This window comes from Lentzea aerocolonigenes, assembly GCF_000955955.1.
Taxonomy (GTDB): domain Bacteria; phylum Actinomycetota; class Actinomycetes; order Mycobacteriales; family Pseudonocardiaceae; genus Lentzea; species Lentzea aerocolonigenes_A.
Genome location: NZ_JYJG01000420.1, coordinates 1 through 21,211 on the forward strand (window position 1 = coordinate 1; position 21,211 = coordinate 21,211).

23 protein-coding genes are annotated in these 21,211 nt (G+C 68.0%); 15 read left to right on the forward strand and 8 right to left on the reverse strand.

What is annotated here, in order from left to right; translation table 11 throughout:
- Window positions 1-247: 247 nt before the first annotated feature.
- From UK23_RS41650 to UK23_RS41660, 3 genes are read left to right on the forward strand one after another with little or no spacing between them, the layout of a single operon-like run.
- Entirely contained in the window at window positions 248-2,023 is a 1,776-nt protein-coding gene (locus UK23_RS41650; RefSeq protein ID WP_045317330.1) for a 3-hydroxyacyl-CoA dehydrogenase family protein, read from the forward strand.
- 44 nt (window positions 2,024-2,067) lie between these two features.
- A complete protein-coding gene (locus UK23_RS41655) occupies window positions 2,068-2,649 on the forward strand; it encodes a hypothetical protein (protein WP_045317344.1) in 582 nt (193 codons plus the stop codon).
- Between the two features lie 37 nt (window positions 2,650-2,686).
- Entirely contained in the window at window positions 2,687-3,064 is a 378-nt protein-coding gene (locus UK23_RS41660; RefSeq protein ID WP_045317345.1) for a hypothetical protein, read from the forward strand.
- Here the strand turns inward: UK23_RS41660 and UK23_RS50895 are convergent.
- The gene (locus tag UK23_RS50895; protein ID WP_082115410.1) at window positions 2,994-3,200 is read right to left on the reverse strand and encodes an FmdB family zinc ribbon protein; all 207 of its coding nucleotides are present in this window, start codon (window positions 3,198-3,200) and stop codon (window positions 2,994-2,996) included. The genes UK23_RS41660 and UK23_RS50895 overlap by 71 nt on opposite strands.
- A 32-nt stretch (window positions 3,201-3,232) precedes the next feature.
- Between UK23_RS50895 and UK23_RS41665 the strand changes: the two genes are divergently transcribed.
- Window positions 3,233-3,526 (forward strand): hypothetical protein, encoded by a 294-nt coding sequence (locus UK23_RS41665; RefSeq protein ID WP_082115413.1) that lies wholly within the window; start codon window positions 3,233-3,235, stop codon window positions 3,524-3,526.
- Here UK23_RS41665 and UK23_RS41670 read toward each other — a convergent pair.
- Together UK23_RS41670 and UK23_RS41675 are read right to left on the reverse strand one after the other, a co-directional pair.
- The gene (locus tag UK23_RS41670) at window positions 3,507-4,184 is read right to left on the reverse strand and encodes an alpha/beta fold hydrolase (RefSeq protein ID WP_196778124.1); all 678 of its coding nucleotides are present in this window, start codon (window positions 4,182-4,184) and stop codon (window positions 3,507-3,509) included. The two genes, UK23_RS41665 and UK23_RS41670, sit on opposite strands and share 20 nt — an antisense overlap.
- The gene (locus UK23_RS41675) at window positions 4,184-4,729 is read right to left on the reverse strand and encodes a GNAT family N-acetyltransferase (RefSeq protein WP_231114913.1); all 546 of its coding nucleotides are present in this window, start codon (window positions 4,727-4,729) and stop codon (window positions 4,184-4,186) included. The genes UK23_RS41670 and UK23_RS41675 overlap by 1 nt, the downstream gene beginning before the upstream one ends.
- A gap of 40 nt (window positions 4,730-4,769) precedes the next feature.
- Between UK23_RS41675 and UK23_RS41680 the strand changes: the two genes are divergently transcribed.
- Window positions 4,770-5,294, forward strand: coding sequence for a histidine phosphatase family protein (locus tag UK23_RS41680; protein WP_196778125.1), 525 nt, complete (start codon window positions 4,770-4,772; stop codon window positions 5,292-5,294).
- Here UK23_RS41680 and UK23_RS41685 read toward each other — a convergent pair.
- Window positions 5,266-6,501 carry a chromosome segregation protein gene (locus UK23_RS41685; protein ID WP_045317333.1) on the reverse strand — a complete coding sequence of 412 codons (1,236 nt, stop codon included), beginning with the start codon at window positions 6,499-6,501 and terminating at the stop codon, window positions 5,266-5,268. The two genes, UK23_RS41680 and UK23_RS41685, sit on opposite strands and share 29 nt — an antisense overlap.
- A 36-nt stretch (window positions 6,502-6,537) precedes the next feature.
- A complete protein-coding gene (gene ccrA, locus UK23_RS41690) occupies window positions 6,538-7,851 on the reverse strand; it encodes a crotonyl-CoA carboxylase/reductase (RefSeq protein ID WP_045317334.1) in 1,314 nt (437 codons plus the stop codon).
- A 164-nt stretch (window positions 7,852-8,015) separates the two neighbouring features.
- On the opposite strand from ccrA, the gene UK23_RS41695 reads away from it, so the two are divergent.
- Complete coding sequence (locus UK23_RS41695) at window positions 8,016-8,375, forward strand: SPW repeat domain-containing protein (RefSeq protein ID WP_045317348.1); 360 nt, start codon at window positions 8,016-8,018, stop codon at window positions 8,373-8,375.
- A 61-nt stretch (window positions 8,376-8,436) separates the two neighbouring features.
- Window positions 8,437-8,997: a TetR/AcrR family transcriptional regulator gene (locus UK23_RS41700; protein ID WP_231114914.1), complete on the forward strand. Its 561-nt coding sequence runs from the start codon at window positions 8,437-8,439 to the stop codon at window positions 8,995-8,997.
- Here the strand turns inward: UK23_RS41700 and mce are convergent.
- Window positions 8,966-9,406 carry a methylmalonyl-CoA epimerase gene (gene mce / locus UK23_RS41705; RefSeq protein ID WP_045317336.1) on the reverse strand — a complete coding sequence of 147 codons (441 nt, stop codon included), beginning with the start codon at window positions 9,404-9,406 and terminating at the stop codon, window positions 8,966-8,968. The genes UK23_RS41700 and mce overlap by 32 nt on opposite strands.
- Before the next feature lie 123 nt (window positions 9,407-9,529).
- Here mce and UK23_RS41710 point away from each other — a divergent pair, with 123 nt between their 5' ends.
- The 5 genes from UK23_RS41710 (at window position 9,530) to UK23_RS41730 (ending at window position 14,562) form a co-directional block, all read left to right on the forward strand.
- Window positions 9,530-10,720, forward strand: coding sequence for an acetyl-CoA C-acetyltransferase (locus tag UK23_RS41710; protein ID WP_045317337.1), 1,191 nt, complete (start codon window positions 9,530-9,532; stop codon window positions 10,718-10,720).
- A gap of 10 nt (window positions 10,721-10,730) precedes the next feature.
- Window positions 10,731-11,681: a methylmalonyl Co-A mutase-associated GTPase MeaB gene (meaB, locus tag UK23_RS41715; RefSeq protein ID WP_045317338.1), complete on the forward strand. Its 951-nt coding sequence runs from the start codon at window positions 10,731-10,733 to the stop codon at window positions 11,679-11,681.
- A complete protein-coding gene (locus UK23_RS41720; protein WP_045317339.1) occupies window positions 11,678-12,286 on the forward strand; it encodes a hypothetical protein in 609 nt (202 codons plus the stop codon). The genes meaB and UK23_RS41720 overlap by 4 nt, the downstream gene beginning before the upstream one ends.
- 141 nt (window positions 12,287-12,427) lie before the next feature.
- The gene (locus UK23_RS41725; RefSeq protein ID WP_052685507.1) at window positions 12,428-13,918 is read left to right on the forward strand and encodes a GAF domain-containing sensor histidine kinase; all 1,491 of its coding nucleotides are present in this window, start codon (window positions 12,428-12,430) and stop codon (window positions 13,916-13,918) included.
- Window positions 13,909-14,562, forward strand: coding sequence for a response regulator (locus UK23_RS41730; protein WP_045317340.1), 654 nt, complete (start codon window positions 13,909-13,911; stop codon window positions 14,560-14,562). The genes UK23_RS41725 and UK23_RS41730 overlap by 10 nt, the downstream gene beginning before the upstream one ends.
- Before the next feature lie 17 nt (window positions 14,563-14,579).
- On the opposite strand, the gene UK23_RS41735 is transcribed toward UK23_RS41730, so the two are convergent.
- The gene (locus UK23_RS41735) at window positions 14,580-15,896 is read right to left on the reverse strand and encodes a glycosyltransferase family 2 protein (protein WP_045317341.1); all 1,317 of its coding nucleotides are present in this window, start codon (window positions 15,894-15,896) and stop codon (window positions 14,580-14,582) included.
- 353 nt (window positions 15,897-16,249) lie between these two features.
- Between UK23_RS41735 and wecB the strand changes: the two genes are divergently transcribed.
- From wecB to UK23_RS41750, 3 genes are read left to right on the forward strand one after another with little or no spacing between them, the layout of a single operon-like run.
- Window positions 16,250-17,506 carry a non-hydrolyzing UDP-N-acetylglucosamine 2-epimerase gene (gene wecB, locus UK23_RS41740; protein ID WP_045317342.1) on the forward strand — a complete coding sequence of 419 codons (1,257 nt, stop codon included), beginning with the start codon at window positions 16,250-16,252 and terminating at the stop codon, window positions 17,504-17,506.
- On the forward strand, window positions 17,503-19,284 hold the full coding sequence (locus UK23_RS41745) for a DUF2334 domain-containing protein (protein WP_231114915.1): 1,782 nt from the start codon (window positions 17,503-17,505) through the stop codon (window positions 19,282-19,284). Before wecB ends, UK23_RS41745 begins: the two co-directional genes overlap by 4 nt.
- 56 nt (window positions 19,285-19,340) lie before the next feature.
- Window positions 19,341-19,961: a hypothetical protein gene (locus tag UK23_RS41750; RefSeq protein ID WP_052685508.1), complete on the forward strand. Its 621-nt coding sequence runs from the start codon at window positions 19,341-19,343 to the stop codon at window positions 19,959-19,961.
- Here UK23_RS41750 and UK23_RS41755 read toward each other — a convergent pair.
- On the reverse strand, window positions 19,946-21,211 hold a 1,266-nt coding region (locus UK23_RS41755; protein ID WP_045317343.1), incomplete at its 5' end, for an alpha/beta hydrolase. The genes UK23_RS41750 and UK23_RS41755 overlap by 16 nt on opposite strands.

Sequence of the window (21,211 nt, forward strand, 5' to 3'; positions counted from 1 at the left end):
CGCCATCGGTACTGCTCGGCTGCGCCATCGCTTGGCCGCCGTGGCGGGTCGGGGTGCACGGATGGCTCAAGCTTCGTTCGGCCACCTGGGGTGACCTGGTACTACCTTGGTTCTAGGCGTTTGCTGGACCGATAACTGTTTCGATCCTGATGGCGAAGCTCACGGCGCCGGTTTGTGTTGGGAGTGGCATAGTCGCCCGCAAGTTACTCATTGGTAGCCCACGCTTTACCCCGCAGGGAGGTCTGCAGTGGCGCGCGAAATCAGCACCGTCGGTGTCGTCGGCTTCGGGACGATGGGCGCGGGCATTGTGGAGGTACTTGCGCGCACCGGGCTTTCGGTGAAGGTGGTGGAGGTCGACGCGGCTGGCGTTGAGCGGGGGCTTGGGCACCTTGAGCACTCGACGTTGCGGGCCGTTAAGCGGGAGAAGCTCACTGAGGACGAGAAGAGTGCGCTTCAGGGGCGCGTTTCCACTTCGCTCGAGTTGAGCAGCCTCTCGGACTGCGATCTGGTGATCGAGGCCGTGCCGGAGAGCGTTGAGCTCAAGAGCCGGATTTTCAAGGCGCTTGATGAGGTGCTGAAGCCTGAGGCGATCATCGCGTCCAACACGTCGTCGCTGTCGATCACTGAGATCGGGGTGGTGACCAAGCGGCCCGGCAAGGTCGTCGGGCTGCACTTCTTCAACCCCACGCAGGTGTTGAAGCTGGTTGAGGTCGTGCGGACGGTTGTCACCGAGCCGGACGTGATCACTGATGTGGTGGCGTTCACCGAGCGGCTGGGCAAGTCGCCGGTCGTGATCGGGGACCGGGCCGGGTTCATCGCCAACGCGTTGCTGTTCCCGTATCTCAACCACGCGGTGAAGATGCTGGAGGCCAAGTACGCGACGCGCGAGGACTTGGATGCGGCCATGCGTTATGGGTGTGGGTATCCCATGGGGCCGTTGGCGTTGCTGGACCTCATCGGCCTTGATACGGCCTACGAGATCCTTGACACGATGTACCACCAGTCGCGGAATCGGCTGCATGCGCCGGCGCCGTTGCTGAAGCAGATGATCACGGCGGGGCTGCTGGGGCGGAAGACCGGGCGTGGGTTCTACACGTATGACGGGCCCGACTCGCCGGTGGTCGTCGAGGATGCGCTGACGCCGTCCGAAGTGGACAGTGCGGTGCAGGTGCGTGAGATTCAGCGGGTCGGTGTCATCGGCACTGGCACGATGGCCACCGGTATTGCCGAGGTGTTCGCCAAGCGCGGGTACGACGTCGTGTTGCGTGCCCGGAGTTTGGAGAAGGCCCAGGCGGCGATCGGGGGCGTGCGGAAGTCGTTGGATCGGGCGGTTTCCAAGGGCAGGCTGGCTGAGCAGGATCGCGATGCGATCTTGGGGCGGATCGCGCCTGCGGTGGAGTTCGTGGAGTTGGCGGACTGCGATCTGGTGGTTGAGGCGGTTGCCGAGGAGATCGGGATCAAGAAGGAGGTCTTCGCGGCGCTCGACGAGGCTTGCAAGCCTGGTGCGGTGCTCGCGACGACCACTTCGTCGCTGCCGGTCATCGAGATCGCGGCGGCCACCAGCAGGCCCGAGGACGTGGTCGGCCTGCACTTCTTCAACCCGGCTCAGGTCATGAAGCTGGTGGAGGTCGTCGAGACGATCTCCACGCAGGCGGACGTGGTCGCCACGGCCCGGAAGATCTGCCTGGATCTCGGCAAGCACCCGGTGCACTGCGGTGACGTGGCCGGGTTCATCGTCAACGCGCTGCTCTTCCCGTACCTCAACGACGCGGTGAAGATGCTGGAGGCGCATTACGCCGAGGCCGACGACATCGACAACGCGATGAAGGTCGGTTGTGGGCTGCCGATGGGGCCGTTCGCGCTGCTGGACGTGGTGGGGCTGGATGTGTCGCTGGCGATTCAGCGGACGCTCTACAACGAGTTCCGGGAGCCCGGGTTCGCGCCGGCGCCGTTGCTGGAGCACCTGGTCACGGCTGGGCGTCTTGGGCGGAAAACCGGCAAGGGATTCCGCGACTACTCGTGAGCCGCTAACAGGAGCACCATGTGTCGTCTGGCATGGTGGTGGCCATGCGGCGAATGGTGCTCCTGTTGGCTGTCCTCGTGCTCGCTTCCGGCTGTGCCAGGGTGACCGTTGAGGGCAGTCCCGTCGCGCAAGCGCCGCTCGATGCCGGGTCGCCGTTCGACCAGGAGGGTTCGACCGACCCGAGTTCGTCGGAGGATCCTTCGAGCGCGCCGATCGACGGTGAGGTGCAGGGGGTCTGCGCGAAGCTCAAGTGGACGGACCTGCCGTACCCGGGAGCCAAGGCCGAGACGCCGCCAACGCAGATCAACTACGACTCGACGTTCGACCAGTCGTGCCGGTGGACGACGAAGATCGACAACGTTGAGGTCGGGGTGTCGCTGCGGTTCCGGGAGGGGCGGCAGATCACGATCGAGCGGACCACCGGCGACTGGGACGTGAAGGGCCACAAGGTCACGTACCTCGACCGCACCGGTGAGCAGGACGTCGAACCCTCGTGCGTGCTCGTTGTGCCGTATGACGGTGGTGGGCTCGGGATCATCATCATCGACTCGTCCGGCAAGTTCGGGTCCGTTTGCGACCAGGGGCGCAAGGTCGCTGAGGTGATGATCGACCGCGAGACGTCCTGACCGGTCACGTTCCTGGCGGCTGTCTCGTCGGATGGTCATGAGACTTCTGGCTACCACCGTCGCCCTGCAGACCGCGCTGATCTTCGTGCAGTCGATCACCGCCGGGCTGAAGATGACGCTCCCGTACGGCCACGTTTTCCACAGTGCGGGTTCGTACACGTTGTGGGTCGTGACGGTCGCCCACGTCGTCGTCGCTCTGCTCACGCGGCGTGCGCAGGCCATTTGGTACGCGCTCGGCTTCCTGGCGTTGATGACCGCTCAGGTGTACCTCGGGGTGTTCCACCTCGCGGCGCTGCACGTGCCGCTGGCTGCCGCGTTGCTGGTGGCGAGCCTGCTCTACCTGCTCAGGATCCGCAGCAGCCGCCACCACAGCAGCCGCCGCCCCCACCCGCAGGCTGTTGCTGAGTACCGCTGATTCCGGCCATCGACAGCAGCTTGACCGTGTCGGGGTGGCCGTCGGGGCAGTTCGCGGGCGCGGACGACTCGCTCATGGGGCGCTGCAGTTCGAAGGTGTCGTCGCAGGTTCGGCAGCGGAACTCGTAGGTCGGCACGGGCTCATTCTAGGAGCGGTTACCGTGTGGTCGTGCCTCGTCGTAACGCGCCCAAGAACGAAGACCCACGGCCCCTCGGTGGCGGCGTCGGCTGGGCCCGTGCGGAGTCGGGGCCGGACGGCGAGTGGCTGGTGCGCGCCATCTCGGGTGCGCAGGCTCAGAAGACCTATCGCTGCCCCGGCTGCGACCACGAGATCCACCCCGGCACGCCGCACGTCGTCGCCTGGCCGGCGCAGGAGACCGGCTCGGTCGAGGAACGTCGTCACTGGCACCAGGGTTGCTGGGACTCCCGTGGTCGCCGCGGCCCTACCGCACGGCGCTGGTGAGCCAGCGCTCCAGTTCTTGCCGGAACTGCTCGGGCTGCTCGACCGGTGGCAGGTGAGCGACGCCGGGCATTTCGACGAAAGTGCTGCGCGGCAACACATCCACCAGTTGCTCGGTGATCTCCGGTGGCATGATCGGGTCCAGCTCGCCTGCGATCACGAGCGCCGGGATGTCCGCTTTGCCGAGCACGTCAGCGGAATCGGGACGTTTTGCCATCGCGCGCTGCCACCACGCCACGTCCTCCTGGCGTTGCTCGAGGATCATGGAACGCGTCAGCGCCTGCGCTTGCGGTGAGGCGTTCGGGCTGAGCAGGTTCGGCAGCATCGCGTCCGCGAGCCACTCGCCGACACCTTCCCGTTCGACCCGCTCGGCCATCGTGAGCCGGTTCCGCACGGCTTCCGGAGCGTCCGCCGTGTGCTTGGTGTCGACGAGAACCAGGCCTTTCACGCGTTCCGGCGCGCGCCTGAGCACGGCCATCGCCACGTAGCCGCCCATCGAGCATCCGCCGAGCACCACCTCGTCGCCCACTTGGTCGAGGACTTGCCGCGCGAGCGTGTCGAGGTCCGGTTCGCCGTGGCCTCGCAGGTTCGGCGTCAGCGCGCCCGGCACGTCCCACATCCGCGCGTCGAGCGGAAAGGCGTGCAGCAGCACCAGGTCCATCAGCTCTCCCACTCCGGCGCCAGCACCGACCACACCTCGAGGTCCTGCCGAACCCCTCGCAGCGGGTAGTACGAGCGCAGCACGCCTTCCTTGGTCAGCCCGAGCCGCCGCGCGACCGCGATGCTGGGCGCGTTCTCCGGCGACACCAGCCACTCAACCCGATGGATGCCGCGCTCGCGAATCGCCCAGTCGATCAGGACCTTCGCGGCCTTGGTCACCAGCCCTTTGCCGGTGGCGCTCGGTTCCAGCCAGCACCCGACCTCGGCGCGCCCCGTGCTCACGTCCATCTCGCGCAGCATCACGCCGCCGACCAGCTTCTCGTCGAGCCAGATGCCGTAGATGCGTGCCTTGTCCGCGGCCTTGTTGTCCGCGTAGGCCTGCAGCAGGCCCCGTGCGCTCTCGAGATCCTTCGCCTTGTCCGCGAACGCGATGTGCGTCGCGATGAACTCCCGGCCGCGCTCGATGTGCGCGAAGAACTCCTCTGCCTGCCACGGTTCCAACGGGCGCAGCTCAGCGCCGTCGGCCAACGACCTCACGAACATCATTTCCCCCATGATGAGTGGTATGCCGACTCGAATCGTATTCGTGCGCCATGCACAGTCCGTGCGACCGCAGTTCGGGGTGCCCGACTCTGATGAGCGACCGCTGCGCGCGGACGGGCTGGTGGCAGCTCAGGAGTTGGTGCCGCGGCTGGTGGAGTTCGCGCCCGCGGTGGTGCTGTCGAGCCCGCAGTTGCGCGCGGTGCAGACCGTCGCACCGGCCGCCGACGCACTGGGACTCCCGGTGATCACGTGGCCGGAGCTGCGGGAGTGGGAGTCGGGACTGATTCCGAGTGCCGACTGGGTGCCGCTCGTCGCCCACAGCTGGGCGAACCCCGGTTTCGCGCACGGGTCGGGGGAGAGCCTCGACACCTTCACCGTCCGGGTCAGGAAAGCGTTGGCGCGCATCGCCGCCGAGTACCCGGACGCGACCGTGCTGGTGGGGTCGCACGGGACGTTCGTGTCACGTGCGTTGATCGCGGCAGGGCATCACGCGGACTTCGACTCGCTGGGCGCGATGCCGATGCCGGCGATCTACGAGATCACTTCTTCGAGGGCTGCGGACGCTTGAGATTGGCCGTCGGGCCGTCGACCTGCGGCGCCTCGGCGGGCTTGTTCGGCGCGGCCTGCGGAGCAGCGGGCTGTGCCGGAGCAGGCTGGGCCTGAGCAGCGGGCTGGGCCTGAGCGGCGGGCTGGGCCGGAGCAGGTGCGGCGGGCGGCGCGGGCGGAGCAGCCTGAGCGGGTGCGGGCTGGGCCGGCAACGCGGCCGGCGCCTTCTCCTCCTCCACCGGGTCGAGGAGCGGCACGACGTCCTGCAGTGCCGTCCGCACGCCGTGCAGCTGGTGCGAGAGGCGGTTGCGGAGGTTGCGGAGCTGCTCGACGCGCTGGGTGGCGGCGGTGGTGCGGCGGTTGGCTTCCTCGGTGGCCTCGCGGACTCGGCGGTTCGACTCGTCCGTGGCTTCCTGGATGCGGGCGGTGGCCTCGGTGATCGCGTCGTGGCGGCGGCGGTTAGCCTCTTCGGTGGCCTCGCGGATGCGGCGTTCGGCCTCGGCCTTCGACGACGCCTGCTCGGCTGCGATCGCGGCGCGCACGCGAGCCGCTTCCTCGGCTGCCTCGCGGGTGCGGCGGTCGGCCTCGGCCTTCGAGGTCGCCTCCTGCTGGGCCAGGGTGGCCATCGCCTCGGAACGGCGGGCGGCCATCGCGATCTCGAAGTCCTCCTCGACGGTCACGCGGCGCGCCTCGGACTCGTCGGCGATCTTGCGAGCGGCGGCCTCGGCCTCGGAGACGATCTTCTCCGCTTCGGCGCGCGCCGTCGCCAGAACGCCCTTGTGCTCGGCCTCCATGGCGGCACGGCGCTCGTCCAGCTCGAGGATCAGCTTCTCGTAGCGCTGACGGAGCACACCCGCGTCGGCTTCCGCCTTGGCGCGGATGTGCCCGCCCTCCGCTTCGGCACGGGCCTTGATCTCGTTGGCCTCGTCCTGGGCCAGCCGCAGCATGCGCTGGAGGCGCTCGGAGAGCCCCTCCAGCGTCGTCGGCGGCAGCGACAGGCGCTCCACCTGGTTGCGCATCTCGGTGATCTCCGAGCGTGCGGCTTCCAGCTGGCGCGCCAGATCGGACGTCTGGGACACGGCGGCATCGCGGTCCGCGGCCAGCAGCCGCAGATCCGAGTCGAGGCGTTCGAGATGGTCCTCGACCTGGGCGCGGTCGTAACCGCGCTTGACGATGTCGAAGCCGGATCCCAGAGGGACGAGGTCACGGTCGTCGGCGAGGGGGCCCATACCCCTCACGCTACCCGTTCGGGTAACCCCAGAAGGTCACACACCCCGGAATCGGTTGATAGCCGTGAGGTGCTGCGCGCGCAGTTCGTGATCCAACACACCCAGACCCTCTTCCGGCGCAAGGCACAGCACGCCGACCTTGCCCTGGTGCGCGTTGCGGTGCACGTCGTGCGCGGCCTGGCCCGTTTCGTCCAATGAGTACACCTTGGACACTGTCGGGTGGATCTTTCCCTTGGCGATCAAGCGGTTCGCCTCCCACGCCTCGCGGTAGTTCGCGAAGTGCGAGGAGATGATGCTCTTCAGGTTCATCCAGAGGTAGCGGTTGTCGTACTGATGCATGTACCCGGAGGTCGACGCACACGTCACGATCTTGCCGCCCTTGCGCGCCACGAAGACCGAAGCGCCGAACGTCTCGCGGCCGGGGTGCTCGAACACGATGTCCGGGTCCTCGCCACCGGTCAGCTCACGGATGCGCGCGCCGAACCGCTTCCACTCGCGCGGGTCCTGCTCGTTCTCGTTCTTCCAGAACTTGTAGCCCTCCGCGGACCGATCGATGATCAGCTCGGCGCCCATGGAACGAACGATCTCCGCCTTCTCCGGCGAGGAGACGACGCAAACCGGGGTGGCGCCACCGTTCAACGCGAACTGCGTGGCGTACGAACCCAGACCACCGGACGCGCCCCAGATCAGGACGGTGTCGCCCTGCTTCATGTTCGCGCCGTTGGTGGAGACCAGCTGCCGGTACGCGGTGGAGTTCACCAGACCCGGCGACGCCGCTTCCTCCCACGTGAGGTGCTTCGGCATCGGCATCAGCTGGTTCGACTTCACCAGCGCGAGGTCCGCGAGGCCACCGAAGTTCGTCTCGAAGCCCCAGATCCGCTGCTGCGGGTCGAGCATCGTGTCGTTGTGCCCGTCCGGCGCCTCCAGTGGCACGTCCAGACAGTGCGCCACGACGCGGTCGCCCGGCTTCCACGCGGTGACGCCGGGGCCGACCCGCACGACGACGCCGGCCAGGTCGGATCCGACGACGTGGTACGGCAGGTCGTGGCGACCGCCGAGCTTGCGCAGGAAGCCGAACGTGGACACCGGCTCGAAGATCGAGGTCCACACGGTGTTGTAGTTGATCGCGGAGGCCATGACGGCCACGAGCGCCTCGCCGGGACCGAGCTCCGGCGTGGCGACCTCGTCGACGTGCAGCGACTTGCGCGGGTCCTTGTCCCGCGTCTCGAGGCCCGAGAACATGTCGGCCTCGTCCGCGTGCACTGTCACGCCCCGATAGCTCTCCGGAACGTCCAAGGAACCGATCGCGTCCAGCTCGTCAGCCAGGATCGCGTCAAGGATCTTCTGCACGGCGGCATTCCTTCCCGAGTGAGGGATAGTCGCAGGTTGCCGGAGGTTACTCAGGAGTAACCGATTCAGAATCCTGCTTGTGAGGGATTCCACTCGGAAGAGTTGACCGGGCGGCCAACCAAGGAGGAGCATTGGGAGTGTCCGAGAAGGAGGAGGTGGTGGAGATGACCAAGGCGTGGACCAGGTGGCAGGACTGGGCCGAGGTGGCTATCGGCGTGCTGGTGCTGCTGTCTCCGCTCGCAGTGGACACCTCGAACGCGGCCATGTGGACGATGATCGTGCTCGGCGCGCTCATCGCGATCGACGGACTCGTCGACCTCGCCATGCCCGCGATGATCTACGGCGAGTACGTGCAGATGGTGCTCGGAGCACTGCTGTTCATCTCGCCGTGGGTGATGAGCTACACCGACATGATGGCCGCCTCGTGGGCGTCCTGGATCGGTGGCGTTCTCACCGTTGCCGCGGGGGCGCTGGCGATGCCCGCCGCGAATGCCGCACACTCGGCCGCGGCGCAACCGCACTGATCAGTTGAGCAAACCTGTGGGCCCAGGAGCTTCTTGGGCCCACACACCCGTGGAGGAACGCGTGGAGGACTCGGCCAAGGAGCGCATCCTTGCCGCGGCCGAGGAGCTGTTCGCCGACTCCGGCTTCGACGCCACCCCGACCTCGCGCATCGCCGAACGCGCCGGCGTGCCCAAAGGCCTGGTGCACTACTACTTCAACCGCAAGCGGGACCTGCTGGCGGCGCTCGTCGCGCGACTGCCGGACAGCACGGTCGACCACCGCCGGGTCGTAGTGGTGGGAGACATCGCCGAATCGCTCAGAAGGCTGGTCGCGGCTCTTGACGCGCGCTTGAACGCCTCACCGCTGCTGTCGCACCTGCTGTGGCGTGAAGCGGATACGCATTCGGCTGTCCGCGATGCCATGCAGGCGCGCTACGACAACGTGGCGGCGCAGATCAAACAGGTCATCCTGGCCGCGGGCGGGGCAGCGGTGGCGATCAAGGACGTCGAAGCGGCCGCGGCACTCCTCGCGCTGGCCGTGAGCTACCGGCACTCGGTGGCACGGCACAGCGACGAGGACGATCCGATCGACCGCGAACTGAAGTTCGTGGCTAGTGCGCTGCAGGTTCGACCAGCTCAATGAGCACGCCGCCCGCGTCCTTGGGGTGCACGAAGTTGACGCGGCTGTTCGACGTGCCGCGCCTCGCCTTGTCGTAGAGCAGACGCAGGCCCTTCTCCCGCAGCACGTCCGCCGCAACGTCCACATCGGACACCCGGTAGGCGAGCTGCTGCAGGCCGGGACCCGAGCGGCCGATGAACTTGGCGATCGTCGAGTCCTCGTTGAGCGGCGCCAGCAGCTGGATCGCGGTGCCGTCGTGGTCGCCGGGCGCGTGCAGCATCGCCTCGCGCACACCCTGTTCCTCGTTGACCTCAACGTGGGCGACCTCGAGGCCGAAGTTGTCGCGGTAGAACGCGATGGCCACGTCGAGGTCGGGCACCGCGATGCCCACATGGTCGATCGCGGTCACGAATCGAGCGAGTTCTGCGTTCATAGCGGGGAGGGTATCTACTCGATCGGTGCAGGTGCTCCTGTGCGGGGTCTCACACGATTACCGCCCAGTAGCCACAGGTATGGTGCCTAGTTAACGACCGTTCGCTCTTCCATGGAGGCAGCTGTGTCCGGTTCCGTGATCGTCGCCGGGGCGCGCACCCCGATGGGGCGACTGCTCGGATCGCTCAAGGATTTCTCCGGCGCCCAGCTGGGTGGCGTCGCGATCAAGGCGGCACTGGAACGCGCGGGCGTGGCTCCCGAGCAGGTGCAGTACGTGATCATGGGTCAGGTGCTCACCGCAGGAGCGGGCCAGATTCCCGCCCGCCAGGCCGCGGTGGCCGCCGGCATCCCGATGAGCGTGCCTGCGCTGACCATCAACAAGGTGTGCCTCTCCGGCATCGACGCCATCGCGTTGGCAGATCAGCTGATTCGCGCCGGTGAGTTCGACATCGTCGTCGCGGGTGGCCAGGAGTCGATGACCCAGGCGCCGCACCTGCTGCCGAAGTCGCGCAGCGGGTTCAAGTACGGCGACGTGACGCTGCAGGACCACATGGCGCACGACGGCCTGTTCTGCGCGTTCGACCAGGTCGCGATGGGCACGTCGACCGAGAAGTACAACGGCCGCTACGGCGTGACGCGCGAGGAGCAGGACGCGTTCTCCGCTCGTTCGCACCAGCTCGCCGCGAAGGCCGTCGGGAACGGCGTCTTCGCGCAGGAGATCGCGCCGGTCGCGATCCCGCAGCGCAAGGGCGACCCGGTGCTGTTCGACACGGACGAGGGTGTGCGCGCCGAGACGACCGCCGAGTCGCTCGGCAAGCTGCGCCCGGCTTTCGCCGCGGACGGCACCATCACCGCGGGTTCGGCGTCGCAGATCTCGGACGGCGCCGCGGCCGTCGTCGTGATGAGCAAGGCCAAGGCCGAGGAACTGGGCCTGGAGTGGATCGCGGAGATCGGCGCCCACGGCGTCGTCGCGGGCCCCGACGCCTCGCTGCACGAGCAGCCGTCCAACGCCATCAAGGCCGCCTGCGCCAAGGAGGGCATCTCGCCCGCCGACCTCGACCTGGTCGAGATCAACGAGGCGTTCGCGGCGGTCGGCATCGTGTCGACCCGTGAGCTCGGAATCTCCGAGGACAAGGTCAACGTCAACGGCGGCGCCATCGCGCTGGGCCACCCGATCGGCATGTCCGGCGCCCGCATCGCCCTGCACCTCGCTCTCGAGCTGCAGCGGCGTGGCGGCGGCGTGGGTGCCGCGGCTCTGTGCGGTGGTGGTGGTCAGGGCGACGCTCTGATCATCCGCGTGCCCTCCAAGGCCTAGTGTTCTTGGTGTGGCCAAGGCTGTTGACGTAGCAGGACTGGTCGACCGCGCGCGTGACGGCGAACCGCGCGCGGTCGCCAGGCTGATCTCCCTGGTGGAGCAGGGGAGTTCCCAGCTGCCGGAAGTGGCTGCGGCGCTGGCTCCGCACACCGGCAACGCCCAGGTCGTCGGCATCACGGGCGCCCCCGGTGTCGGCAAGTCGACTTCCACCAACGCCCTCGTGCGTGCTTATCGGGAGCAGGGCAAGCGGGTCGCGGTGGTCGCCGTCGACCCGTCGAGCCCGTTCTCCGGCGGCGCACTGCTCGGCGACCGCGTTCGCATGGGCGACCACGCCACCGATCCAGGCGTCTTCATCCGCTCCATGGCCACGCGTGGGCACCTGGGCGGGCTGTCCTGGGCGACTCCGCAGGCGTTGCGCGTGCTGGACGCGGCCGGCTTCGACGTGATCCTCGTGGAAACGGTCGGCGTCGGTCAGTCCGAGGTGGAGATCGTCGCGCTGGCCGACACGACCTTGGTCCTGCTCGCACCGGGCATGGGCGACGGCATCCAAGCCGCCAAGGCGGGCATCCTCGAGATCGCGGACGTGTTCGTGGTCAACAAGGCGGACCGCGACGGCGCGGATCAGACCGCCCGCGACCTCAAGTACATGATCTCGCTGGGCCGGCGCGACCGCGAGGGGCCGCTGTGGCGCGCACCGGTCGTGAAAACCGTGGCCGCGCGGATGGAAGGCCTCGACCGAGTCGTCGAGGCGATCGCCGAGCACCGATCGTGGATGGCGTCGCACGGCGAGCTCTTCGAACGCCGCCTCCGCCGCGCCGGTGCCGAGATCGAGGCGATCGCTGTCGAACGTGTGCGAACACGATTCGGCCCGGTGGACCAGCTGGCCAAGCGCGTGGTCTCCGGCGAGCTCGATCCGTTCGCCGCGGCCGAGGTGTTGATCAGCGGTAACCTGCCTTCATGACCGCTTGGGGAGCGCCTGCGCCTGTCGTCATCGACCTCGGCAAGAGCGACACCCGCAAAGTCCTGATAGGCGGCTCGGTGGCCGGCGTCCTCGGCATCCTCGCCCTGGTGGGTTCCGTGTCGGCCTTCGCGGACGGCCAGCCGGTCGGCGGGATCATCGCGGGCATCATCGGCATCGCCTTCACCGGAATCGGCGTGATGGCCGTGGTGAAGTGGAAGACGATCTCCCGCCCGCGCAAGCTCATCATCGAGCCGCAGGGCATCCGCCTCGACGACCCGCAGGGCATGCCGTGGGCCGTGGGCTGGCAGGAACTGGGCGCCATCTCCATCTCCCGGACCCGGGAACGCGCGGTTCAGCTGGCAGACGCCCTGGTCAGGCGGACTTTGGTGCGCGTGGACCTGCATCCGCGCGACCCGCAGCGCTTCCGCCCGGCGCACCCGACCATGGAACCCCTGTGGGAGTTCCACCGCGTGCAGAACGGGTACCGGCTGCCGTTGGGAGACTCGGCGGGCTTCATCGCCCCGATCGACCAGGGGCTGCGGACGTTCGCGCCGCAGATCTACCGCGGAGTGATCGACGAGGGCTTCACCGTCGGCCTGCGCTGAACCGTCCAACTGAGACGTCCCTCTACTCTCAGTAGCCCCGAATCTCACCGTTTGCAGTGATGGTCTCCCCCTTGACTACGCTGGGGAGTTACCCTCAGTCGTTCGTGCGGTGTCACTTCTCTCCCCCCAAGGGGTGAAGCCGTGGGCAGCAACGTGAGCACAGAGCAGCGGGTGCTGGACGTCGTGCTGTCCTTCGCCGGGGACGACAGCCTCTCCGAGCTGCTCCACCACGTGGTCGAGTCCGCCTGCGAGCTGATCGAGGCTCCTTACGGCGCGTTGGCAGTGGTCAACGGGCACAAGGAGCTCCTGGAACTCACCCACGACGACGGCCGGCCGCACATCACGTCGGGTGACCCGCGCTCGATCGGCGTAGCGGATTTCCTCGGCGCGCCCATCAAGGTCCACGACGAGACCTTCGCCAACCTCTTCCTCTCCGGGAAACCCGAGTTCACGGCCCAGGACCAGGACATCCTGACCGCACTCGCCACCGCGGCCGGCTCGGCCATCGGCCACCTCGACCGCTACGAGCGAACCCGCAGGAGAGAGGCCTGGCTGAGGGCGGCGGCGGAGGTCACCACCAACCTCCTGACCGGCACCACCGGCAGGGACGCGCTCTACCAGGTGGCCACGACCGCGAGGCAGACGGCCGACGCCCACTTCGCCGCTCTGGCCCTCCCGGACTACAACGGCGACCTGGTCATCGAGGTCACCGACGGCGGCACCTACGACGCCGAAGGCATGAAGGTCCCGCGCGACGGCTCGGTCAGCTACCGCGTCTACGAGTCGGGCAAGGCCGAGTGCCACGACGAGGGCACGGTTTCCACGGTGCCGGGGCCGTGCGCGGTGGTTCCGCTGACCGTGGGCGACCGCACGATCGGCGTCCTGATCCTCGCGCGGCGCAGAGGCGAGCCGAAGTTCGACGACAAGGACCTGGTCGAGGTCTTCGCCGCCCAGGCAGCGCTGGTCCTCGAGTTCACCAGGGCCAGGGGCGACACCGAACGCCTCGCGGTCCTGGAAGACCGCGACCGCATCGCCAGGGACCTGCACGACCTCGTCATCCAGCGGCTCTTCGGCCTCGGACTGGGTCTGCAGGGCCTGACCAGTGCGAACGCGAAGATCAGCGGGTTCGTGGAGGAGGTCGACCACACGATCCGCGAGATCCGCCGAACCATCTTCTCCCTGCAGGAACCGCCGTCGGGCAGCACGAGCCTGCGCGGCCAGCTGCTCAACGCCGTCCACGACTCCGCGAGGTTGCTGGGCTTCGAGCCGGACGTGTCGCTCGAGGGCCCGCTCGACACCGTCGTGCCCGACCAGCTCAGGCCGGACCTGCTGGCCACGCTGCGAGAGGCGCTCACGAACGTGGTGCGGCACGCGAGAGCGCGGCACGTCGCAGTGGCCGTGAGCGTGAACCGCACGATGACGCGGCTGGAGCTCATGGTGAAGGACGACGGGCGCGGCTTGCCGTTGACTGAAGATTCCGCCGGCGTGCCCCATCACGCCGGGGGACTGGCGAACATGGCGGCTCGGGCGCGGCGCCATCACGGCGACTGCGCGGTGGACTCGATCCCCGGTGCGGGCGTGAGCATCACGTGGTTCGTCCCGCTGGTCCTGCAGGAGGCGACATGGCGATAGCGGTGCTGCTGGTGGACGACCACGAGATCGTGCGGCGCGGGCTGGTGCAGCTGCTCGCGCAGGCCGACGACATCAAGGTGGTGGGGCAGGCGGACAGCGCCACGGCCGCCATCGCGCTGGCGCCCAGGCTCAAACCCGATGTGGCGATCATCGACGTCCGGTTGCCCGACGGCGACGGCGTGACGGTGTGCCGGGAGATCAGAAGCTCGCTGCAACCGCCACCGGCCTGTCTGATGCTCACGTCCTATTCGGACGATGAGGCGTTGTTCGGGGCGATCATGGCCGGCGCGTCCGGGTACATGCTGAAAGAGGTCAGCGGCAACGATCTCGTGGCCGCCGTCCGCACGCTCGCGTCCGGTGGTTCGCTGCTGCACGCCGGAGTCACGGCGACTGTGTTGCAACGGCTGAGAGGCGGGCCCGCGGAGGACCCGCGGTACGCCGCGCTCAGCCCGCAGGAACGCCGGATCCTCGACCTCATCGCCGAGGGCATGACGAACCGGCAGATCGCCAACCGGCTGTTCCTCGCCGAGAAGACCGTGAAGAACTACGTGTCGTCGTTGCTGCACAAGCTCGGTTTCGACCGCAGAACCGAGGCGGGCGTCTACGCGGCCCGACGCAGACGCACCCACCCCGGCGCGTTCTAGCGGCGCGGGCCACGCCACTAGGCGATCTTCGGCACCGGCTTCGCGGCCGGAACTTCCTTCTCCGCCAGCCGTTCCGTCTTCGCCCACGTGTTGCGCCCCGCGAAGTGGCGGTACAGCGCGCGCAACGTCGAGATCGAGCCCAGGATGAGGAACCCCGGATAGGCCAGGCCCACGGCGAGACAACGCCACAACGGCTCGTCGCCGTGCTTGAGCCGGTGCACCACGGCCCAGATCAGGCCGGGCAGCACCAGCGCGACCAGCCAGATTCCCAGTGCCAGCACCGTGTTCGACGTGTTCGTCGGCATGCCGCCGAAGTCGTGGCCGCTGAGCTGAGCGTAGAAGCCGAAGCCCACCAACGCGGTGATGAGCAACGTCATCGGCGCGACCAGCCACGGCGTCAGCAGGTACTGCAGGAACTCCAGCAGCGCCACGGATCCCACGTTCTTGGCCTTGACCAGCTTCGGCACGTACGGAAGGCACTGCAGGTTGCCCTGGCCCCACCGCGTTCGCTGGCGCAGCAGGCGGTTCACGTCGATCAGGCCCTGCTGGGTGATCGTCGCGTGCGTGGCGTACCGGATGCGCTGACCCGTCAGGTGCACGCGCAGGCCCAGTTCCAGGTCCTCGACCAGGCAGGCGGACCACGGCGCGTCGCCGAGCTCCATCAACGTGGCGAGCCGCACGAACTGGCCGTTGCCGCCCAGCCCGACCGTGCCGACGACGTCGCGCAGCGACTGCGAGGCGTCCACGACACAGCTGAACTCCAGGTCCTGCAGGAACGCCAGCAGGTTGGTGCGGTTGTGGATGCGCACGCGGCACTGCACGGCGCCCACGCCGCGCTGCCCGAAGTACGAGGTGATCTCGGAGAGCATGCCGGGCTCGCCGCGGCCGTCGCCGTCGATCACGCCGATGATCGTGCGGTGCACCGTGCCGTCGGCCTCGGCGATGCCGCGGACGTACCGGAAGGCGTGGTTCAACGCCTCACCTTTGCCCTTTCGGGCTTCCGGCGGGTTGCGTCTCAGCACGTGCAGGCGGTGGTCGTCGATCTCGGCGAGCACGTGCGGCGTGCGGTCGTCCGAACCGTCGTCCACGACGACGACCTGGACCGGTGTGCGCGCGCCGTCCAACGCGAGCGCGGAACGCACGGTGTTCGCCACAACACGTTCCTCGTTCAGTGCCGGAATGATGATCCAGTACTGCAGCGGATGCCGCGAAGGCACTTCTGGTCCACCCGGTTTCGGGCGCCACCAGACGAACAGTGCGAGCACCAGGTTGTAGCTGGGCCAAAACACGAGCAAGACGAGCATGAACGTCGCGAATTGTGTCGTGTCAGTCATGACACAAACCTGTCTACAAAAGCGGTTGCAGGGACAACCACAACTTGGTTGAGGTGAAGTTGGGTCATTGCTGGCTCCTGGTAACGAAGCGCTGGGCCGGTGCGAGATACCAGACAGCAGGGCCAGGAGCTGGTGTTCGAGGCGAGACTAGGGGCTGGTGGAGCGGAGCGTCAACCGGCCATATCGGGGACGAATGGAGCTTCGTTACACGAAGTTCGCATTGCTGAATCACCGATCTGGCGGTACCCGTGCGAGGCGGATACCAATTGATTGTCAGCGATGATCGAATCGCTGACCGGAGATGGCGCGCACGTTCGCCGCACGTGCCCGGATAGAGTCCAAAGAGGTAGAAGATGGGACCAAGTGCCCTGGTGCCCGGCCCTAGGCAGTTCTATCGGGGAGAGGTTCCCGAAGTCTTTCTCGTGGCCGGAACTCGTCCGGAGGCGGTGAAGATGGCACCGGTCGCCGCCGCGATGTTCGCGGGCGGGCGCATCCGGCCCGTCGTGGTGAACTCCGGTCAGCACCCCGAGATGGTCGACCAGGCCCTGGAGTCGTTCGGCTTCGCGGCGGACGTCCGGCTCAAGCTGAACCGCGTCACGGGCGGCCAGGCCGAGCTCACGAGCCAGCTGATCGAGGAGCTCGACCGGCTCTTCACCGAACGCGCGCCGGCCGCGGCGCTCGTGCAGGGCGACACGACGACGACGCTCGCGGGCGCGCTCGCCGCGTTCTGGCACCAGATCCCGGTCGTGCACCTGGAAGCCGGCCTGCGCTCGCACGACCTGACCTCGCCGTTCCCAGAAGAGGGGAACCGCAAGATGGTCGGCCAGCTCGCGTCGTTGCACCTGGCGCCGACGGCGGACGCCACGGCGCACCTCGCCGCGGAGTCGTTGCAGGGCAACAACGTCCTGACGATCGGCAACACCGTGGTGGACGCCGTGCTGGACGTGGCCGCCCGGCGAGCGCCCTACGGTGACGCAAGGCTGCAGGAGATCGAGAACAGAGTCCACGCAGGACAGTCGCGGCTCGTGCTAGTCACCGCGCACCGCCGCGAGTCCTGGGGCGAGCCGCTCGACCGGGTGCTGCGCGCGGTGGCGGACATCGTCGAGGCCCGGCCGGACGTGGAGATCGTGCTGCCCGCGCACCCCAATCCCGCTGTGCGCCAACAGGTGACGGACGCGCTGGGTGGAGTCGGCCGCGTCACGATCACCGACCCGCTGCCGTACGCGCAGATGGCCCGGCTGCTCGCGCAGTGCACGCTGGTGCTGTCCGACTCGGGCGGCATCCAGGAGGAGGCGCCCTCGTTCGGTGTCCCGGCGCTGGTGCTGCGGGACGTGACCGAGCGGATGGAGGCCGTCAACGCGGGCTGCGCGGTGCTCGTCGGCACCGACCGCGAACGGATCATCGACCTCACCGTCCGGTTGCTGGACAACCCCTCTGCGCGCGAGGCCATGACCGCCGAGGGCAACCCGTTCGGCGACGGGCTCGCCTCGGTGCGCACCGAACAGGCACTGGCCTGGCTGCTGGGCCTGCAACAACAGCGACCCGTTGAGTTCGCTCCTTACGCCGGCAGCGCGACCGTGCGCATGTCGGGAGAGGTGGATGTGGCATGAAAGGCCGACTTCTGAAGTTGGCAGTCGGGGTCGCCCTCGGCGTGTCAATGCTTCCCGCGCCCGCTCAGGCCGCGGATCTCTCGCTCGACCTGAACCTGGGCGAGCTCACCGAGAACCTGCTCCCCGCGCCGCCCGCGCCGTCGGCCACCCCGTCGGCGACGAGCCCGCGCATCCAGAAGCGCACCAGCCAGCCCGGTGTGATCTCGACGGTGCTCGGCACGCTCGGCCTCTCCGCGACCGCGCAGGCCGCCGCGACCGGCACGAACGGCGGTGGCGCTCCTGGCGCGAAGACGGGCCAGAAGACGTTGGTGCTGTACGACAACACAGGCCCGTGGGCGTGGCTCGGTGAGGCGTACGCGGTGCAGGCGGGCAACCTCGTCTCGCACGGCAGCTCGTACGTCATGCACCCGGTCGGCGCGTACACCGCCGGTGAGATCTCGGGCTACACGGGTGTTGTCTACATCGGATCGACGTACGACGAGCCGATCCCGGTGGCGTTCCTCGACGACGTGCTGGCGACGACCAAGCCGGTGTTGTGGATGGCGCACAACATCTGGCAGCTCACCGCTCGTGCGCCGAACTTCAGCACCACCTACGGCTGGAACTGGGTCGGGTACGACTTCGGCGCGGCGACCACGGTTCGCTATGAGAACACCGATCTCGGCCGCGATCCGCTGGCCACGCCGTCCGGCCTGATGGTCACCTCGATCTCCAACCCGGCGATCGCGTCGGCACCCGCCATCGCCACGGGTTCGGCGGCCGGGCCGATCAACTGGGCCACCAAGGCCAAGAACCTGACCTACATCGGCGAGATCCCGTTCAGCTACGTCGACCACGGCGACCGCTACCTGGCCGCCGCGGACCTGGTCTCCCACGTGTCGAATCCGACGATGGCCGACCGCAAGCGGGCGCTGGTGCGCATCGAGGACGTCGGCCCCGACGCAGACCCGAACGAGCTGCGTGCGGTCGCGGACTACCTGTACGCGCAGAAGATCCCGTTCTCCATCGCGGTCTACCCGCGCTTCGAGAACCCGCTCGGCGCCGAGAACAACGGCGTTCCCGAGGCGGCGAACCTCGCGCAGCGGCCGCAGGTCGTCAACGCGTTGCGGTACATGACCCAGCGCGGCGGCACGATCCTGATGCACGGCTACACGCACCAGTTCATGAAGGCCATCAACCCGTACGACGGCCGCAGTGGCAACGACTTCGAGTTCTACATGGCCCACGTGGACGCGAACAACAGCGTCATCTACGACGGCCCGGTGCCCGGTGACTCGGCCTCGTACGCGCAGGGCAGGATCAACTCGGCGACGACGCAGTTCGCGCTGGCCGGTTTCGCGAAGCCGACCATCTTCGAGCCGCCGCACTACGCCGCGTCCGCGGTGGACTACCAGGTCATCCAGCAGAACTTCGGCAAGCGCTACGACCGCGGCCTGTACTTCGGCGGGTACTGCCCAGGTGGCGCGTGCGGCACCGGTACGCCGCAGTACGACAAGATCTACGGCCAGTACTTCCCGTACCTGGTCCGCGACATCTACGGCTCCGTCGTGGCGCCGGAAGCGGTGGGCAACGTCGAGCCGGAGCCGTTCAACAACCACCCGGCCAGGCTGCCCGCCGACCTGGTCAAGACGGCGCAACAGCTCAAGGTGGTCGATGATGGTGTCGCGAGCTTCTTCTACCACCCGTACCTGGGCACCGGGTACCTGCAGCAGACCGTTCAGGGGTTGAAGAGCGCGGGCTACACGTTCGCGTCCGTCGCCACGGTGATGGCCGGCTGATCTGAAAGAGAGGCCGGGAGATCTCGCGAGGTCTCCCGGCCGTCCAGGAGGTTGTCGTGCGCTGGGCTCTCGTGCTGGTGGTCCTGGCTCTGGCCGGGTGTTCTTCTGCCGGCACGGGGTCAGCACCGCCTGCCACCGACGAGGGCTGGCAGGTCACCGTCTACTACACGGCGGTCGAGGCGTTCCACAGTGGAACCCTGGTGCCCGTGCGCGGATGTCAGGTCATCGACTGCGAGAACGGCAAGGACCTGCTCGGGAACTTCCCGCTGTCGTTCGCGAAGGCCGTGAAGGACGAAGGTACCGGCCGGACCGCTACTCCCGGCCGGTACCTCAACTGGTCCTACGACAAGGGCTACTGGCTCGACACCGAGCCTCGTGACTCGTTCGGCAAGGCCCTGAAGCCCTTCGTCTCCGCAGCGGCCGACGGGTTGAAGACCGGGTCACGGATCAAGCTCGTCTCCTGTGGACAGACGCCGGAGGGGACGAACGTCGACTTCGCGGTGTGCCAGAAGCTCGCGTCCTCGCCGTGGGAGATCACCGACGAGTTCACGCCTGGACTCGGTGGTGACCGGCACATCGATCTCTACCTGGGCGAGGAAACCGGGCCCGGGTTCACCGAGAGTGCCTGGTACACCACGTTGTCCGAGGCGGTGCTGGAGGTTCACCAGCCGAGCTGAGCCGCCAGTTCGCGTGCCTTGGTGAGCGGGTTGCCCTTGGACTCGCCGGGAGCGGGCAGCGGTACGCCGGGGCAGCTCAGGTCCTTGCCGGGCACCACACCGTCGACGAGATAGCTTTCGACGACTCCGCCGACGCAGTCGTTGCCGAACCCGTAGATGCCGTGGTCGCCCTCGTCCTGCACGGTCAGCATCCGCGAGTTCGCGAACTTGTGGTGTGCCCGTTGTGCGCCTTCGAGAGGCGTGGCGGGGTCGCGCACCGACTGCACCATCAGCACCGAGGAGACGTCCTTGCCGGTGGGACGCTTGAGGTGCACGTCCGGCCGGTCCCACCACGCGCACGGCCCGGTGATCTGGTAGCCGCCGACGAGCGAGTACAGCTTGACGCTCCGGTTTCCCTCTCGCTCCAGCGACTTCCGGTCGCCGCGGAACGGGGTGTCGTTGCACATGATCGACATCTGCGTGCCCATCACGTAGTCCGGGTACTGCTTGGGCGCCTGCGCCTTGGCCGGCGACGGTCCGCCCGCCATCTGTGCCCACAGAAGCGTGGTCGGTTCGAAGGAGTCCTTGTCGTAGAGCCCTGCGAAGATCAGGGCGTCCAGGAGGACCGGCGTCACGACGGTGCCGTCCGGGAGCGTGACGGGCTGCTCAGCCAAGTTCTTGCGGGTACGTTCGTAGGCCTGCCGCACCTCTTCCGCCGTCTTGCCGAGGTGGAACACGTTGTCGTACTTCGCCACCCACGGCAGGTAGTCGACGCGGAACCGGCGCTCGACCCCGGCGGGCAGGTTGTCGAAGACCTTCTGCCACGACTCGGTGAACTCGGTGTTGGAGTCGAGCACGATCTTGTCGAGCGTCTTCGGGAAGTAGGTGGCGTAGTAGGCGCCCATCCAGCTGCCGGCCGAGTACCCGAGCCAGCTGACCTTCTCGCGCCCCAGGATCTGACGCAACAGGTCGAGGTCGCGCACCGTCTGCTCGGTCGTGATGTAGTGGCCCAGTTCGCCGGACTTGGCCTGGCAGAACTTCGCCTGCAGCTCCATGCCGCCGTACAGCAGGTCCAGGCCGGCCTTGCTCCGGTCACGCCAGTCCGTCGCGAGCCGGTGCTGGTAGCCGCCGCACGTGACGTTGTCGCTGGCCCCGGTGCCGCGCACGTCGATGCCGACGATTTCGGCGTTCTCGCTGAGCTTCGGCCGGTTCAGGTAGATCATCGGCAACGTGCGGCCGGCGCCGCCCGGCCCGCCGGGGTTGGTGAAGAC

What these genes read in the sequence shown, in the direction of transcription:
- UK23_RS41655 (WP_045317344.1), top strand. Translation starts at nt 2,068, where the DNA reads ATGCGGCGAATGGTGCTCCTGTTGGCTGTCCTCGTGCTCGCTTCCGGC.
- UK23_RS41660 (WP_045317345.1), top strand. Translation starts at nt 2,687, where the DNA reads ATGAGACTTCTGGCTACCACCGTCGCCCTGCAGACCGCGCTGATCTTC.
- UK23_RS41670 (WP_196778124.1), bottom strand. Translation starts at nt 4,184, where the DNA reads ATGGACCTGGTGCTGCTGCACGCCTTTCCGCTCGACGCGCGGATGTGG.
- UK23_RS41675 (WP_231114913.1), bottom strand. Translation starts at nt 4,729, where the DNA reads ATGATGTTCGTGAGGTCGTTGGCCGACGGCGCTGAGCTGCGCCCGTTG.
- UK23_RS41685 (WP_045317333.1), bottom strand. Translation starts at nt 6,501, where the DNA reads ATGGGCCCCCTCGCCGACGACCGTGACCTCGTCCCTCTGGGATCCGGC.
- UK23_RS41695 (WP_045317348.1), top strand. Translation starts at nt 8,016, where the DNA reads ATGACCAAGGCGTGGACCAGGTGGCAGGACTGGGCCGAGGTGGCTATC.
- mce (WP_045317336.1), bottom strand. Translation starts at nt 9,406, where the DNA reads ATGAACGCAGAACTCGCTCGATTCGTGACCGCGATCGACCATGTGGGC.
- UK23_RS41720 (WP_045317339.1), top strand. Translation starts at nt 11,678, where the DNA reads ATGACCGCTTGGGGAGCGCCTGCGCCTGTCGTCATCGACCTCGGCAAG.
- UK23_RS41730 (WP_045317340.1), top strand. Translation starts at nt 13,909, where the DNA reads ATGGCGATAGCGGTGCTGCTGGTGGACGACCACGAGATCGTGCGGCGC.
- UK23_RS41735 (WP_045317341.1), bottom strand. Translation starts at nt 15,896, where the DNA reads ATGACTGACACGACACAATTCGCGACGTTCATGCTCGTCTTGCTCGTG.
- wecB (WP_045317342.1), top strand. Translation starts at nt 16,250, where the DNA reads ATGGGACCAAGTGCCCTGGTGCCCGGCCCTAGGCAGTTCTATCGGGGA.
- UK23_RS41745 (WP_231114915.1), top strand. Translation starts at nt 17,503, where the DNA reads ATGAAAGGCCGACTTCTGAAGTTGGCAGTCGGGGTCGCCCTCGGCGTG.